This window comes from Streptomyces sp. NPDC026522 (genome assembly GCF_055567555.1).
Window position 1 is genome coordinate 469,954 of sequence record NZ_JBVHQF010000003.1, and the last position, 15,200, is coordinate 485,153.

A 15,200-nucleotide genomic window follows, 5' to 3' on the forward strand; every position below is an offset into this window, starting at 1 on the left:
TCACGTCAAGGGCCGTGCATGGGCCTGTGGATAAAGTTCGCCGGCCGCGGCGGTGCCCTGCGGAGCCGAGGCCTTGCCCGCGTAAGCCTTCTGTCAGGGGCCGTAGTCCTCAAGGCGGAGACGGGATCCCGCTCCAGGTCTGACGATCGAGCCGCCCCGCGCCACTAACGTCGAAGCCGTGACTGTCATCGCGACCGAAAGCCTGAGCAAGCGGTACCCCCGAGTGACCGCTCTCGACCGGCTCTCCCTGGACATCGGGCCCGGCGTTACCGGCCTGGTTGGTGCCAACGGAGCCGGCAAGTCCACGCTGATCAAGATTCTGCTGGGACTGTCCCCCGCCACGGAGGGCCGCGCCGCCGTACTCGGACTGGACGTCGCCACGCACGGCAGCGCCATCCGCGAACGCGTCGGCTACATGCCCGAACACGACTGCCTCCCACCCGACGTCTCGGCCACCGAGTTCGTGGTGCACATGGCGCGTATGTCCGGGCTGCCGCCCACCGCCGCACGCGAGCGGACCGCCGACACCCTGCGCCACGTGGGCCTCTACGAGGAGCGCTACCGCCCCATCGGCGGTTACTCCACGGGCATGAAGCAGCGGGTCAAGCTCGCCCAAGCGCTCGTCCACGACCCCCAGCTGGTCCTCCTGGACGAGCCCACCAACGGCCTCGACCCGGTCGGCCGCGACGAGATGCTCGGCCTGATCCGCCGCATCCACACCGACTTCGGCATCTCCGTCCTCGTCACCTCCCACCTCCTCGGGGAACTGGAGCGGACCTGCGACCACGTCGTGGTGGTCGACGGGGGCAAGCTGCTGCGCTCCAGCTCCACCAGCGACTTCACGCAGAGCACCACGACGCTGGCGGTCGAAGTCACGGATTCCGACGCCCACCCGGACGGCAGCGCCGCCCTGCGCAAGGCGCTCAGCGAGGCGGGCCTCACCCTGCACGCGGCCGACGAACAGGGCCTGCCGGGAGCGGGCCACATCCTGCTCGTGGAGGCGACGGGCGAGGAGACGTACGACCAGGTCCGCGACACCGTCGCCGACCTCGGTATCGGCCTGGTCCGCATGGAGCAGCGCCGCCACCACATCGCGGAGGTCTTCCGCGACAACGGCCAGCAGGCCACCGACCAGCGGAAGGGAGCCGGTTCCGATGGCGCCTGACACCTCGACCCAGATCCACAACATCGGTTACCGGTCCTACGACGGCCCCCGGCTCGGCCGCGCCTACGCCCGCAAGTCGCTGTTCTCGCAGTCCCTGCGCGGCGCCTACGGGCTCGGCCGGTCGGCCAAGTCCAAAGTGCTGCCGATGATCCTCTTCGCGGTGATGTGCGTACCCGCGCTGATCATCGTCGCCGTCGCCATCGCGGTGCCCGGCTCCACCGATCTTCCGGTCAAGTACACGACGTACGCCCTGACCACGCAGGTGGTGATCGGCCTCTACCTCGCCTCCCAGGCGCCGCAGTCGGTCTCCCGGGACCTGCGCTTCAAAACGGTGCCGCTCTACTTCTCGCGGCCCATCGAGCGCGTCGACTACGTCGTGGCCAAGTACGCCGCCATGGCCTCGGCGCTGTTCATCCTCACCGCCACCCCGTTGGTGATCATGTACGTCGGCTCGCTGCTGGCGAAGTTCGACTTCGGGGACCAGACCAAGGGATTCGGGCAGGGACTGGTGTCCGTACTTCTGCTGTCGCTGCTGTTCGCCGGTGTGGGGCTGGTCATGGCCGCGCTGACCCCGCGCCGCGGGTTCGGTGTCGCCGCGATCATCGCCGTGCTCCTGATCCCCTACGGTGCGGTGACCGCCGTACAGGGCATCGCCTACAACACCGGCTCCGCGGGCGCCATCGAGTGGATGGGCCTGTTCTCCCCGATCACCCTCATCGGCGGCTTCCAGACGGCCTTCCTCGACGCGACCTCCGCCTTCCCCGGCGGCGAGGGCCCCACCGCCGGCGTCGGCACCGTCTACCTCCTCGTCATCCTCGCCCTCATCGCCGGCTCCTACGCCGCTCTGATGGCCCGCTACCGGAAGGCCGGGCTGTGACCATCATCGACATCGACCACACCTCCCGCTGGTTCGGGAACGTCGTCGCCGTCAACGACGTGACCATGCGGATCGGCCCGGGCGTCACCGGACTTCTCGGCCCCAACGGCGCCGGGAAGTCCACCCTCATCAACATGATGGGCGGCTTCCTCGCGCCCTCCACGGGCAGCGTCACCCTCGACGGCACTCCGATCTGGCGCAACGAGCAGGTCTACAAGCAGGTCGGTGTGGTGCCCGAACGCGAAGCCATGTACGACTTCCTGACCGGTCGCGAGTTCGTCGTCGCCAACGCCGAACTCCACGGGCTCGACGACGCGGCCGCCCAGCGGGCGCTCGCCACGGTCGAGATGGAGTACGCCCAGGACCGCAAGATCTCCACGTACTCCAAGGGCATGCGCCAGCGCGTGAAGATGGCCTCCGCCCTCGTCCACGAGCCGTCCGTACTGCTCCTCGACGAGCCGTTCAACGGCATGGACCCGCGTCAGCGCATGCAGCTGATGGAACTGCTGCGGCGCATGGGCGACGAAGGCCGCACCGTGCTGTTCTCCTCCCACATCCTTGAGGAAGTCGAACAGCTCGCCTCGCACATCGAGGTGGTCGTCGCCGGCCGGCACGCCGCCTCCGGGGACTTCCGCAAGATCCGGCGCCTGATGACGGACCGCCCGCACCGCTACCTCGTCCGCTCCTCCGACGACCGGGCGCTCGCAGCCGCGCTCATCGCCGATCCCTCCACCGCCGGTATCGAGGTCGACCTCAAGGAAGGCGCCCTGCGCATCCAGGCCGTCGACTTCGGCCGTTTCACCGAACTGCTGCCGCGGGTCGCCCGTGCGCACGGCATCCGGCTGCTGACGGTCTCTCCCTCCGACGAGTCCCTCGAGTCGGTCTTCTCCTACCTCGTCACGGCCTGAGGAGCTGGCTTAGATGTACAACCCCACTGTTGCCCGGCTCACCTACCGTGCTCTGCTCGGCCGGCGGCGCGCGTTGATCCTTTTCGCGCTGCCCGCCCTGCTGATCCTCATCTCCGTCGCCGTCCGCGCCCTCACCGGCGTGGACGACAAGGTGGCGGCCGATCTGCTCGGCGGCTTCGCCCTCGCGACGATGGTCCCGCTGATCGGCGTCATCGCCGGAACCGGTGCCATCGGCCCCGAGATCGACGACGGCTCGATCGTCTATCTGCTCTCCAAGCCGGTGAAGCGACCGACGATCATCATGACCAAGCTGACCGTCGCGATCGCCGTCACCATGGCGTTCTCCGCGATCCCCACGCTGATCGCCGGCTTCATCCTCAACGGCAACGGCCAGCAGATCGCCGTCGCCTACACCGTTGCCGCCCTGGTGGCCTCGATCGCCTACAGTGCCCTGTTCCTGCTCCTGGGCACCGTCAGCCGGCACGCGGTCGTCTTCGGCCTGGTCTACGCCCTGATCTGGGAGTCGCTCTTCGGCAGCCTGGTCTCCGGTGCGAAGACGCTGAGCGTGCAGCAGTGGGCCCTGTCCCTGGCGGAGAAGATCGCCGGAGAGGGGTACGTGGACGCCACCGTGGCCCTGCCGACGGCCGCCGTCCTGCTCACCGTGGTCACCGTGGGGGCCACCGTTTACGCGGGTCAGAAGCTGCGCAGGCTGACCTTGGCCGGCGAGGAGTAACCTCAGGCCCGACTCCGGCCCTCTTGTGCCCCGCCCGGCCCACCGGCCAGGCGGGGCACAGGCGCGCCGGGCATCATCGGGACATGACGCCCCGCCCCGAGGCCGAGCCGTCCAGACCCTTGTGGTCCTGGATACGCTCCGCACCCGGTACGCACATCTGGCTGCTGATCATCGCCATCACCAGCGTCATCGTCGTGATCGCACCCGACCGCCTGGAGCACGTCCTGCTGCACCGCAACAGCAGCAACATCCACGAGCTCACCCGGCACCCGGTACGGGCCCTGGTTTCCAGCGCCTTCTGGATCGAGAACCCGGCCTCGCTGGCCCAGTACGCCGTGCTCTTCGAGGTCTTCCACGCCTCCGTCGAGCGCTGGCTGGGCACGCTGCGCTGGCTGGTGATCGTGGCGACCGCTCACATCACCGCCACCCTGATCAGCCAGCGGGTGGTCCTCATGGCCATCCAGGACCACCGGGCACCCCGCAGCATGGTCCATGTCGTCGACATCGGGGTGAGTTACGGGCTCGCGGCCGCCGCCGGGGTCCTCACGTACCGGCTGCCCGGCCCTTGGAGATGGCTCTACCTCGTCGGAACGGTCGCCTTTTTCGGGGTCCCGCTCATCACGGGCGGCACCTTCACCGACCTAGGGCACGCGATCTCGCTTGCCGTCGGCCTTCTCGCCTGGCCGCTGACCCGGCATCCGCACGGAACCGCGCAGCAGTCCCTCATACGTGTTTCACGTGAAACATGACCCCGAGCCGTACCGAAATTCGCTGGTACGCGGCATGGGTGCGCGGCAGAGTGAGGCGTGCGGGGAGTAACAAAAGGTCCGGAACGGCCACTTCGAGCGCGCCTGACGGCGCGGGCCGTTCCGGACCTTCCCGGCTTCGCGGGACCGCCGTCAGGCGGCGCCCAGCAGACGTTCCAGGACTACGGCGATCCCGTCCTCCTGGTGGGACGTCGTGACCTCGTCGGCCACGGCCTTCAGCTCAGGATGGGCGTTGGCCATCGCCACGCCGTGCGCCGCCCACGCGAACATCGGGATGTCGTTGGGCATGTCACCGAAAGCAATGGTCTCCGCCGCCTTCACACCCAGCCGGCGTGCGGCCAACGAGAGGCCGGTGGCCTTCGTCAGCCCCAGGGGCAGGATTTCGACTATCCCGGGCCCGGCCATCACCACGTCCACCAGGCTGCCCACGATCTCCCGGGCCGTCTTGACGAGCGTGTCGTCGTCCATTCCGGGGTGCTGGATGTACAGCTTGTTCAGCGGCGCGCTCCACACGGCGGAGGTGTCCTCCAGGTAGAGCGCCGGCAGGCCCTCTTGTACCTGGTAACCCGGCCCGAACAGAACTTCGCCGTCCACTCCGTCCCGGCTGGCCGCGAGCGCCAGCGGGCCCACCTCGGCTTCGATCTTGGAAAGTGCCAGTCCCGCCAGTTGCCGGTCCAGGGTCACCGAGGTCAGCAGGCGGTGCGCGCCGGCGTCATAGACCTGAGCGCCCTGCCCGCACACGGCGATCCCCTGGTAGCCGAGATCGTCCAGGACGCTCCGGGTCCAGGGCACGGCCCGGCCGGTGACGATGATGTGCGCCGCGCCCGCCGCGGTCACCGCGGCGAGCGCTTCACGGGTGCGTTCCGAGACGGTGTCGTCACTACGGAGCAGAGTGCCGTCGAGGTCCGTCGCGACGAGCTTGTACGGGAACGGGACCGGGCTCACTTGGTGATCGGCTCCAGGACTTCACGACCGCCCAGGTAGGGGCGGAGCACCGGGGGCACCCGCACCGAACCGTCGGCCAGCTGGTGGTTCTCCAGGATGGCCACGATCGTGCGCGGGACCGCACACAGGGTGCCGTTGAGCGTGGACAGGGGCTGGGTCTTCTTGCCGTCGCGGTAACGGATCGACAGGCGGCGCGCCTGGAATCCGTCGCAGTTCGAGGCGGAGGTCAGCTCGCGGTACTTGCCCTGGGTCGGGATCCACGCCTCGCAGTCGAACTTGCGGGACGCGGAGGCGCCCAGGTCACCGGTGGCGACGTCGATCACCTGGAAGGGGAGCTCCAGGCTGGTCAGCCACTGCTTCTCCCATTCCAGGAGCCGCTTGTGCTCGGCCTCGGCCTCCTCCGGTGCGACGTAGGAGAACATCTCGACCTTGTCGAACTGGTGGACGCGGAAGATGCCGCGGGTGTCCTTGCCGTACGTCCCGGCCTCGCGGCGGAAGCACGGCGAGAAGCCGGCGTAGCGCAGCGGGAGCTTGTCCGCATCGATGATCTCGTCCATGTGGTACGCGGCGAGCGGTACCTCGGAGGTGCCGACCAGGTAGTAGTCGTCCTTCTCCAGGTGGTAGACGTTCTCCGCGGCCTGGCCGAGGAAGCCGGTGCCCTCCATGGCGCGCGGGCGGACCAGCGCGGGCGTCAGCATCGGGATGAAGCCGGCCTCGGTGGCCTGGGCGATCGCCGCGTTGACCAGGGCCAGCTCCAGCAGGGCGCCGACGCCGGTGAGGTAGTAGAAGCGGGAGCCCGACACCTTGGCGCCGCGCTCGACGTCGATGGCGCCGAGGGACTCGCCGAGTTCGAGGTGGTCCTTGGGCTCGAAGCCCTCAGCTGCGAAATCGCGGATCGTGCCGTGCGTTTCCAGGACGGTGAAGTCCTCTTCGCCGCCGACCGGCACATCGCTGTGGACGATGTTGCCGAGCTGGAGGAGGAGCTGCTTGGCCGCCTCGTCCGCCTCGTTCTGCTCGGCCTCGGCCGCCTTGACGTCCGCCTTGAGCTGTTCGGCCTTCTTCAGCAGCTCCGCCCGCTCCTCCGGAGAGGCCTTGGGGATCAGCTTGCCGAGCGACTTCTGCTCATTGCGCAGTTCGTCGAAGCGCATGCCGGAGGACCTGCGGCGCTCGTCGGCGGAGAGCAGCGCGTCGACGAGGCCGACGTCCTCTCCACGGGCGCGCTGCGAGGCGCGGACACGGTCAGGGTCTTCACGGAGCAGCCGGAGGTCAATCACCCCTCCAGGCTACCGGGCTGGGGTTCCGGGGATCACATCGATAACACGTTGCGTGGCGCTATGTCCCAATTGAGGCGAATGTAGAAGTGCCGCCCTTCCGCCGGCAAAAGCACCAGGTTTTCCGGGAAAAGTGACCGCAAGCTCAGACATGGGCCAGGCCCTGAGCAGGGCAGAGGGTGCTCCTTGTCCACAGGAATTCACCACAGGGCCCTCTTATCCACAGGCTGTGCGCCGGATCTGTGGACACGGAAATAGATCATTAGCGACCGGTGGATGCCCCCTGGAAATCAGGGCTCAAACCGCCCTCACACACTCATTCGGGTGGGAATGCCTCGCTCCAAAGAGTTGATCGGCGATGCGCGGGTGACGCCGTTCACCCTGCGCTCCCTTGCGGGAAACCTGAGAGCCCCGGCCGATATGTCGACCTTGTCGCGCCGCCCTGTCGACTTGTCCCCAGGCCCGCATCTCGACCTGTGGATAACTCTGTGGACAGTGGAGGAAAGCTACGGCCGGCCGTCGAGACAGCGCGCCAACCAGTCGGAGGCGTCGGTGAAGTCGCTGTCCGAGGTACCCGGCCGCGCGTCCCGTACCTCACTCACGGCAACGCCGGCCCGCGGGTAGGAACCGAGGAAACGGACCTGGGGACAGGTGCGCTTGAGACCCATCAGCGCCTCGCTGACCCGACGGTCGGAGATGTGGCCCTCGGCGTCGACCGCGAAACAGTAGTTGCCGATGCCCGCGCCGGTCGGCCGGGACTGGATCAGCATGAGGTTGACACCGCGAACGGCGAATTCCTGGAGGAGCTCCAGCAGCGCACCAGGGTGGTCGTCCCCGAGCCACAGCACGACCGAGGTCTTGTCGGCACCCGTCGGGGCGGCCGGCCGGGCGGGGCGGCCGACGAGCACGAAGCGGGTCTCGGCGTTCTCCGCGTCATGGATCTCGGTGACGAGCGGCACCAGCCCGTACGTGGCGGCGGCGAACTCACCGGCGAAGGCCGCGTCGAAGCGGCCTTCCTGGACCAGCCGCGCGCCGTCGGCGTTCGAGGCGGCCGACTCCCAGACCGCATCGGGCAGGTGCGCACGCAGCCAGTTGCGGACCTGCGGCTGCGCCACCGGGTGGCCGGTGACGGTCTTGACGTCCGACAGCTTGGTGCCGGGCCGCACGAGCAGCGCGAACGCGATCGGCAGCAGGACCTCGCGGTAGATCATCAGCGGTTCGCCTGATGCCAGCTCGTCCAGGGTGGCGGTCACCCCGCCCTCCACCGAGTTCTCGATCGGCACCAGCGCGGCGGCCGCTTCGCCGTTGCGTACGGCGTCCAGAGCGGCCGGGACCGACACCATCGGGACGAGCTCCCGGGTGGCGGCTTCCGGAAGCGTACGCAGGGCGGCTTCGGTGAAGGTGCCCTCGGGACCGAGATAGGTGAAGCGAGTGGCCGACATGCGATCAGCCTAATGCCGGGGCGGCCGCGCCCGGCGGGATGTTCACCCTTCGAGCAGCCGCTGCCCGACGTACTCCCCGGGCCGCGGCCCGGGCGGGACCGCGTACAGCCCACTGGACTCGTGCCGGATGAACTCGGACAGGGCATCACCCCGGTCGAGCTTGCGCTGGACGGGTACGAAGCCGCGCAGCGGATCGGCCTGCCAGCAGATGAACAGCAGCCCGGCATCGGGGGAGCCGTCGGGGGCGATGCCGTCGTGGAAGGAGAAGGGCCGCCGGAGCATGGCGGCCCCGCCGTTCTGTTCGGGGGCCGAGATCCGTGCGTGCGCGTTCGACGGGATCACCGGCTTGCCGTCGGCGCCCAGCTTGGCAAGATCCATCTTCGTGGTCTCGCTTCCGCCGCTCAGGGGGGCGCCCGTCGCCTTCGTACGGCCGATGACCTGCTCCTGCTGGGTGGTGGACTGCTTGTCCCACTCGTCGAGCAGCATCCGGATGCGGCGTACGACGGCGTACGAACCTCCCGCCATCCAGGAGTGCTCGGCAGGGCCGGGGCCCGCGGCCGACACGAAGATCCGCTTGTCGAAGTCGGGGTCCGCCGGCTTCGGGTTGGCGGTGCCGTCCACTTGGCCCATCAGGTTCCGGGCGGTCATCGGGGCGCCGGTGGCTCCGGGGGACCGGTTGAAGCCGTTCATCTGCCATCGGACCCGGGCGGCTTCCCCGGCGTCCTTCTGCAGGGCCCGCAGGGCGTGGAAGGCGACGAGCCCGTCGTCGGCTCCGATCTGGATCCAGAGGTCACCGTTGCTGCGCTGGAGGTCGAGCCGGTCGGAGGAGAAGTCCGGCAGCGGATCGAGGGCGGCCGGGCGGCGCGAGACGAGTCCGGTGCGCTCGAAGAAGGAGTGCCCGAACCCGAAGGTGACGGTCAGGGACGAGGGCCCGGCATCAAGGGCGATCCCGGTGTCGGCGGTGGGGGCGGTCTCCCCGGCCATCAGCCGCCGCGCGGTCTCGGACCAGCGGCGCATCAGGGCGGCAGCTTCCGTACGTCCGGCGCCGGGCGCGAGGTCGAGGGCCAGGACGTGCCCCTTGGCCTGGAGCGGGGTGGTGATGCCGGCCTGGTGGTCTCCGTGGAACGCGACCTGGGTGGCGCCGAGGGAGGCGAGGGTTCCGCCGCTGCCCTTCGCCGTGGCTTCCGGGGCTTCGGCGAGCGCGGAGTTCAGCAGGGCGCCGCCGGTGGCGCCGAGGGCCAGGCCGGCGGCGCCCGCGGCGCCCACCGTGCCCAGCAGACGGCGCCGCGAGATCTCGATGTCGGGGTTGCTCTCGGTGCTCTCGGTCACGCTGGTCAGCCGATCTTCACGTTCTTCTGGACGGTCGTCTGGTCGATGTCGGAGGTCCGTACGGTGACGTCGATGCGCCATTCGCCCGCGAGCGGCAGCTGTACGCCGTCCGCGCTCCAGTGTCCGGGAGCCGCGTGCTCCGGGAGGACCGGCAGCGGACCGATCTCCTTGGCCGGGAGTGTGAAGGAGACCTTGACCTCGGGGAGGTCAAGGGGCTGTCCCTCGGGGGTTTCGGCCCACACGTGGAGGCCGTTGGCGCCGACCCGCCCCGGAGCGAGCTCCAGCCGGACGGTGCCCTTGCCCTGGGGGCCGCCCGTGTCGAAGGGCAGGGTGATCTTGACCGGCCGGTTCGGGACGGCGGTGGTCGCCGCCGAGCCGCGCCCGGTCTCCAGTTCGGCGGTGCGCCCCGGCTCGGTACTGGTCAGCACCGTGGTCACGGCCAGCAGTGCGACCGCGACCGCGGCCTCCGCCAGGACCGAGCGGCGCAGGCCCGCCCGCGCCGGGTCTGCGTCCCGCACCTGCTTGGAGCGGGCGTTGTCCTTGGCGGCACGCTGCCGGGCCAGCTGAGCGGCACGCCGGGGGTCAGCCGGCACCGTCACCAGCGCCGGCTCCTCCGGCGACGTCACGCGCTGCGAGATCACGCCCTTCGACGTTTCGCGCTCTGATGTTTCACGTGAAACAGCCACCTGGACCGGCTCCGCAGAACTGGCGGAGAGCCGTGCGGTCCAGGACCGGGAGAAGTAGGCGATGCCGACGAGGACGCCGACGAGGGCGACCTTGATCAGCAGGAGCTGCCCGTAACTCGTGCCGGTCAGGGCGGACCAGCTGCCCAGCTGCCGCCAGGACTGGTAGACGCCGGTGACGACCAGCACCAGGACGCTGATGAACGCAACCTTGGAGAAGCGCCGGACGGCCTCGCGCTCGATGCCGGGGACCTTGTACAGGGCGACGAGCAGCGCGGTCAGGCCGCCGAGCCAGGTGGCGACCGCGAGCAGGTGCAGGATGTCGACCGGCATGGCGATGCCGGGCTGGAGACCCGTGGAGGCGTGCTCGGACAGGGCCCAGGTGGCGGCGATACCGCCGGCCACGACAGCCCCGCCGACACCGAGCCCGAAGGCGAGGTCGCTCGTGTCCTTGCGGGCGTCCACCGTGTCGTCGGCCCCGGCTGCTCCGGCGGTGGCATGCGCCTCGGTGCCCCCCGCCTCCGGTCCGGCGCCCTGCTGCCGGCGCGCGTAGGCGCCGAAGAGCACGGCCACGAAGAGCGCTGCTGCCCCCAGGAGCAGCAGCCTCGACACGAGCGAGGCGCCGGCCTTGGTATCGAGGACGGCCTTGAGTCCGTCGAGGTCGAAGGCGTCGGTGAACTTGCCCGATCCGGTGTACGGGCTGCGGAGCACCAGCATGGCCAGGGTGGATGCGGTCAGCAGCACCCAGCCGCGCAGGACCAGCTTCTGCAATGGCCGCTCGGCAGAGCCCCGCCGCCAGCACAGCAGGATGAAGGCGGCGCCGCCGACGAGGACGGTGAAACCGATGTAGGCGGCGTACCGGGCGATTCCGTACGCGGTGCCGACGGGTCCGCCGCCCGCCTTCTGGGTGGGGAGGGCGACCTGAGTGGCCGACGGGGCGCCGACGGAGAAGGTGAAGGCGCCGGAGACCGGATGGCTGTCGGCGGAGACGGCCTGCCAGGCGACCGTGTAGGTGCCGTTGGGCAGACCGGAGTGCAGGGCGGTGCCGTAGCGGACGGTGGAGCCGCTGCACATGTCGCGCAGTTCGCCGGTGTCGACCCGCTTGCCCTGCGGGTCCATCACGCGGATGGAGTCGTCACCCATGGCGACCTGCTCCGAGAAGGAGAGGGTGACCTGGGCGGGCACCGTGGCGACCACCGCCCCGTCCTTCGGGTCGCTCGCGGTGAGTGCGGCGTGTGCCGCGGCCGGACCGGCCGCGGTGAACAGGGTTGCCAGCAGGGCTGCGAGGACCAGCGCGAACCGCGGCAGGAGTGCCGTGGCGTGAGCGCGGGCCGGGGTGGGGGCGGTGGCCGTCATGGCGTGTCAGTTCCTCGGTCCGTCAGTGGGCGTTGGAGCTCTGCCCGGTGTACGTACGGTCCTTCACGTCCAGCTCGATCGTGACCGGGTCGGCCTTCTCGAACTTGAGCTCGACCTTGACCTTGTCGCCGACCTTCGGCTTGCTCTTGAGCCCCATGAACATGACGTGGCTGCCTCCGCGCTCCAGGCTGAGGCGGCCGTTCGCGGGCACGTCCAGCGAGGAGACCTGCCGCATCTTCTGGTCCTTGGTCTCGTGGATCTGCAGATCGTCCGAGAGCGGGCTGGTCATGCCGGTGAGCTTGTCGGGCGTCTTCGAGTCGTTGGTGATGACCATGAAGGCGCCGGCCATCTTGTCGTCGACGGGCTCGGGCATGAAAGCGCCGCCGACCGTCAGCTTCGGAGTGGCGTCCTGGGTCTTGCCCTCCGACTCGGAGGAGCAGCCGGATATCGCGAGCGCTGCGGTCAGGGAGAGCGCGGCGGCGATGGTGCGGGTGGTGCGGGCGTTCACGGGTTCTCCCCCTTGACGATCTTCGGCAGGTCCTTGGTGTAGTCATCGACGGTGGTGCTCTCGCCGTAGAGGAGGTACCCCTCGTCGGTCTTGGGCGAGAACGCGATGACCTGGGCGCCGTGCATGGAGACGACGCTGCCGTCGGCCTCCTTCTTGGCGGCCTCGATACCGATGCCGAGTGACCGCGCCGCGGTCTGGATGGTGGCGAAGTCCCCGGTCAGCCCGATGAAGGACGGGTCCTGGGCCTTGAGCCACGTGCCGAGGGATTCGGGGGTGTCCCGTTCCGGGTCGGTGGTGACGAAGACGACCTGGAGCTTTTCCTGGTCCGCCTTGGGCAGTGCCTTCCTGGCGACCGCGATGTTGCTCATGGTCAGGGGGCACACGTCGGGGCAGTTGGTGTAGCCGAAGTAGATGAGCGTCGGACGGCCCTTGGTCTGCTCGCGCAGGTTCCACGGCTTGCCGGTGGTGTCCGTGAGGACGAGGTCCGGCTTGTCGAAGGGGCGGTCCAGGACGGTCGCCGATCCGGCCTTGTTCGTGCCGGTGATCTGGGTGACCGAACCGCTGGACTTGGCCGGCTCACCGCCGCAGGCGGTGAGGGCGAGCGCGGCCGCCGCGACGAACGCGGCGACCGTCACACGTGTGGTGCGCATGGGGTGGGATCCCTGGGATCGGGGTTTCGGATGGTCTCTCAATGACAGAGCCCGCGGGGCCCGTCGGTCAGGAGGCGCGGCGACGCGAGGCGATGCCGAAGGCGACGCCACCGAGGCCCAGCACGATGCCGGCGATGCCGAGGGCGCGCGCGGTCGTGTCGGAGCCGCTCGTGGCGGCCTCAGCGTGGCCGTCCTCGTGGCCCTTGGCGTCGTCGGTCTTCTTCGCGGCGGCGGCGGCGGCGTCGTCGTGGTGGTCGTCGTCGCCCGCCGCAGCCGCGGTCAGCTTCAGGACGGGCGCCGGGTTCTGCGGCTCCGGAGCTCCCGCCTTGGTCTCTTCGATCCAGCGCACGACCTCGTTGTTGTCGTAGGTCTGGATCGCCTTGAAGACCATCTGGTCGGCGTTGTCGGGCAGCTTGCCGATGGAGACGGGGAACTGCTGGAACTTGCCGGGCTCGATCTTGCCGCCGCTCCAGGTCACCTTGGTGACGGCCTCGTTGACCTGCTTGCCGTGCACGGTCAGCGGCTTGTCGAGCTTGCTCTTCTCGACGCTCACGGTCCAGCCGGGGATGTCCTGCGGCATGACGGAGGTGAGCGGCTGGTCGATCGGGAAGTTGACCTCCAGCTGCGTGGTCGACGCGTTGTCCCGCTCGTTCGGGACCTTGAAGTTGATCACCGCGTAGCCGCCCTTGGCGGCTTCGCCCGGCTGGACGCCGACGTGGGCGAAGGCGGGACCGGAGAGGACGAGGACGGCGCCGGCGGCGAGGGCGGCGGCGAAGGAGACACGAGAGGTCTTCATGGCAGGAACACTCCACGGGTAACAGGGGTGACATGGCTCCGCGTGCGGGCGCGCGCGGGGTTCACGGCACCGGTGCTCCCGTGACGTCCCGGGTAGTGGAGGTGCCGCGTCAGGCTGCGAGGGTGAGCGCCGCCGTCGGCGGCCCGCGCCTGATCACCGTGTGCTGGAGCGCTCCACGGCCGGTGGAGACTTCGGCCGACGCCTCGCCCCTGGGCGCCCGCACCGCACGCTCCGGCGCGCCGGGCAGGCCGGACACGAGGGCTCGTACCAGCGTCAGGGCCGTACGCAGCGGACGTACCGGATCCGCCTCGGTGGACAGCCGGGACAGCGCGAGGAGCCGGAACAGCGCGGCGTCGCCGCGCCCGAGCAGCCAGCCGCCGGCGAGCGCGGCCAACAGGTGACCGATCAGCATGGCGGGGCTGAACAGGCCGGTCTGCGGGGCGTGGGCCATGTGCGCGTGGGCCATGTGTCCTTGCGCGGCCATGACGGCGGGGTCCAGCCCGGCGGTCTCCAGGATCAGCCGGGCATCTTCCGGACTCGGCGGTACGGAGTTGCCCCCGCAGATCAGCTGCGCGGCGAGCGCGGCGATCGAGGAGTCCGAGGAGGCGGTGTCGACCGGCGCCGCGGCACCGTGCTGACCGAGGCCGAACACCGTGTGCAGGGCCAGCTGGCCGGCTGCGAGCGAGGCGGCGATGCCGGGCAGCGAACGCCGACGCCCCGCCAGCGGCGCGGTGACCGCGAAGAGGGTGAGGAAGCCGAGGCCGAGGGCCCACCACGGCACGGTGGCGCAGGACGCCAAGGCGTGCCCGACCGCGGACAACACGACGCAGACCGCGGTGAACACCGCGGCCCGTATCGTCCGGAGGCCTGCTCCGGCATGCGTCGTGTGGGGGGCAGTCATGGCCGGGCCATCATCGCACTGCCCCCAGGACAGCCATGCGGCAGGTCCGGAACATCCCATCCGTCCCCATGGGAGCCCGAGCGGGGTTCGAGCACGCGCCTTCGAGCGGCGCCCGCTCCGGAGAACCGCCCCGGCCGACTGCCCCGGCCGACTGTCCGGACTGACCCCACCGCCTGTCGCTCGCGAACGGCCGCATACACCGGCGCCCGCAGAGCCGCATCGGCCGAATGAGGGCTCCGGCAGCCGCCGGGGGCTTACGGGTGACCGAGGGCGGCAATAGGTAACCGTATGAGCATCTGGTGGTCTCTCCACTTGAGGCGCGAAGCCGCGAGCGTGCCGCTCGCCAGGCGACTGCTGCTCGGGACGATGGAGACCGCGGGGGTGGACCCGGACATCTGTTTCGACCTGTCGGTGGCACTGAGCGAGGCGTGCGCGAACGCGGTCGAGCACGGCGGGCCGGCCGCCGGCCCGTCCTGCGCCGGGAAGCCCGACCCCGCGGTCTGCGCCGAGTACCGCGTCACGGCCTATCTGGACGGCGACCACTGCCGCATCGAGGTGACCGACTCGGGTCCGGGCTTTCCGGCCTCGACGGTCGCCGGGCACAGACCCCGGCCCGCGGAGCCGTCGGAGAAGGAGCACGGCCGGGGCCTGGGACTGATCGCGGAGCTCTCCGACCACGTCCGCCTCCGCAACCGGCCGGGCCGGGGCGCGGTGGTCAGCTTCGACAAGGTCCTCAAGTGGCGCGAGGGCGCGCTGCTCAGGGTTTCGTAGCCGCGTCCTCCCGGCGGGGCCGGACCGGCCGGAAGGCACCCGGGTACGCCGGTGGGCGGGCCCCCAACGGGAACCCGCCCACCGGCGCGGTGCGGCAG

The 15,200-nt window shown here is 70.1% G+C and carries 15 protein-coding genes; 6 read left to right on the plus strand and 9 right to left on the minus strand.

What is annotated here, in order from left to right; genetic code table 11:
• The first annotated feature begins 178 nt into the window (after positions 1 to 178).
• From ACZ4M3_RS10540 to ACZ4M3_RS10560, 5 genes are all read left to right on the plus strand, one after another.
• Positions 179 to 1,165: an ABC transporter ATP-binding protein gene (locus ACZ4M3_RS10540; RefSeq protein ID WP_467731198.1), complete on the plus strand. Its 987-nt coding sequence runs from the start codon at positions 179 to 181 to the stop codon at positions 1,163 to 1,165.
• Entirely contained in the window at positions 1,155 to 2,042 is an 888-nt protein-coding gene (locus ACZ4M3_RS10545) for an ABC transporter permease subunit (RefSeq protein WP_467731199.1), read from the plus strand. The genes ACZ4M3_RS10540 and ACZ4M3_RS10545 overlap by 11 nt, the downstream gene beginning before the upstream one ends.
• Positions 2,039 to 2,950, plus strand: a complete 912-nt coding sequence (locus ACZ4M3_RS10550; RefSeq protein ID WP_467731200.1) for an ABC transporter ATP-binding protein — start codon at positions 2,039 to 2,041, stop codon at positions 2,948 to 2,950. The genes ACZ4M3_RS10545 and ACZ4M3_RS10550 overlap by 4 nt, the downstream gene beginning before the upstream one ends.
• Before the next feature lie 13 nt (positions 2,951 to 2,963).
• The gene (locus ACZ4M3_RS10555; RefSeq protein WP_467731201.1) at positions 2,964 to 3,683 is read left to right on the plus strand and encodes an ABC transporter permease; all 720 of its coding nucleotides are present in this window, start codon (positions 2,964 to 2,966) and stop codon (positions 3,681 to 3,683) included.
• A gap of 83 nt (positions 3,684 to 3,766) precedes the next feature.
• Entirely contained in the window at positions 3,767 to 4,432 is a 666-nt protein-coding gene (locus tag ACZ4M3_RS10560; protein WP_467731202.1) for a rhomboid-like protein, read from the plus strand.
• Positions 4,433 to 4,582: 150 nt separating this feature from the next.
• Here ACZ4M3_RS10560 and ACZ4M3_RS10565 read toward each other — a convergent pair whose 3' ends face one another.
• The 9 genes from ACZ4M3_RS10565 to ACZ4M3_RS10605 all read right to left on the minus strand — a co-directional run bounded on the left by ACZ4M3_RS10565 (position 4,583) and on the right by ACZ4M3_RS10605 (position 14,331).
• Complete coding sequence (locus ACZ4M3_RS10565; RefSeq protein ID WP_453408669.1) at positions 4,583 to 5,395, minus strand: HAD family hydrolase; 813 nt, start codon at positions 5,393 to 5,395, stop codon at positions 4,583 to 4,585.
• Positions 5,392 to 6,669: a serine--tRNA ligase gene (serS, locus tag ACZ4M3_RS10570; RefSeq protein ID WP_467731203.1), complete on the minus strand. Its 1,278-nt coding sequence runs from the start codon at positions 6,667 to 6,669 to the stop codon at positions 5,392 to 5,394. The genes ACZ4M3_RS10565 and serS overlap by 4 nt, the downstream gene beginning before the upstream one ends.
• A gap of 503 nt (positions 6,670 to 7,172) precedes the next feature.
• The gene (gene pheA / locus ACZ4M3_RS10575) at positions 7,173 to 8,108 is read right to left on the minus strand and encodes a prephenate dehydratase (protein ID WP_467731204.1); all 936 of its coding nucleotides are present in this window, start codon (positions 8,106 to 8,108) and stop codon (positions 7,173 to 7,175) included.
• Positions 8,109 to 8,150: 42 nt separating this feature from the next.
• Positions 8,151 to 9,437, minus strand: a complete 1,287-nt coding sequence (efeB, locus tag ACZ4M3_RS10580) for an iron uptake transporter deferrochelatase/peroxidase subunit (protein ID WP_467731205.1) — start codon at positions 9,435 to 9,437, stop codon at positions 8,151 to 8,153.
• 5 nt (positions 9,438 to 9,442) lie between these two features.
• Positions 9,443 to 11,476 carry a copper resistance CopC/CopD family protein gene (locus ACZ4M3_RS10585; RefSeq protein ID WP_467731206.1) on the minus strand — a complete coding sequence of 678 codons (2,034 nt, stop codon included), beginning with the start codon at positions 11,474 to 11,476 and terminating at the stop codon, positions 9,443 to 9,445.
• Positions 11,477 to 11,498: 22 nt separating this feature from the next.
• Positions 11,499 to 11,984, minus strand: coding sequence for a copper chaperone PCu(A)C (locus ACZ4M3_RS10590; protein WP_467731207.1), 486 nt, complete (start codon positions 11,982 to 11,984; stop codon positions 11,499 to 11,501).
• The gene (locus ACZ4M3_RS10595) at positions 11,981 to 12,634 is read right to left on the minus strand and encodes an SCO family protein (protein ID WP_467731208.1); all 654 of its coding nucleotides are present in this window, start codon (positions 12,632 to 12,634) and stop codon (positions 11,981 to 11,983) included. The genes ACZ4M3_RS10590 and ACZ4M3_RS10595 overlap by 4 nt, the downstream gene beginning before the upstream one ends.
• A 67-nt stretch (positions 12,635 to 12,701) precedes the next feature.
• Positions 12,702 to 13,430, minus strand: a complete 729-nt coding sequence (locus tag ACZ4M3_RS10600; RefSeq protein WP_467731209.1) for a YcnI family copper-binding membrane protein — start codon at positions 13,428 to 13,430, stop codon at positions 12,702 to 12,704.
• Between the two features lie 109 nt (positions 13,431 to 13,539).
• Positions 13,540 to 14,331 carry a hypothetical protein gene (locus ACZ4M3_RS10605; RefSeq protein ID WP_467731210.1) on the minus strand — a complete coding sequence of 264 codons (792 nt, stop codon included), beginning with the start codon at positions 14,329 to 14,331 and terminating at the stop codon, positions 13,540 to 13,542.
• Between the two features lie 288 nt (positions 14,332 to 14,619).
• Between ACZ4M3_RS10605 and ACZ4M3_RS10610 the strand changes: the two genes are divergently transcribed.
• The gene (locus tag ACZ4M3_RS10610) at positions 14,620 to 15,102 is read left to right on the plus strand and encodes an ATP-binding protein (protein WP_467731211.1); all 483 of its coding nucleotides are present in this window, start codon (positions 14,620 to 14,622) and stop codon (positions 15,100 to 15,102) included.
• Positions 15,103 to 15,200: the final 98 nt, after the last annotated feature.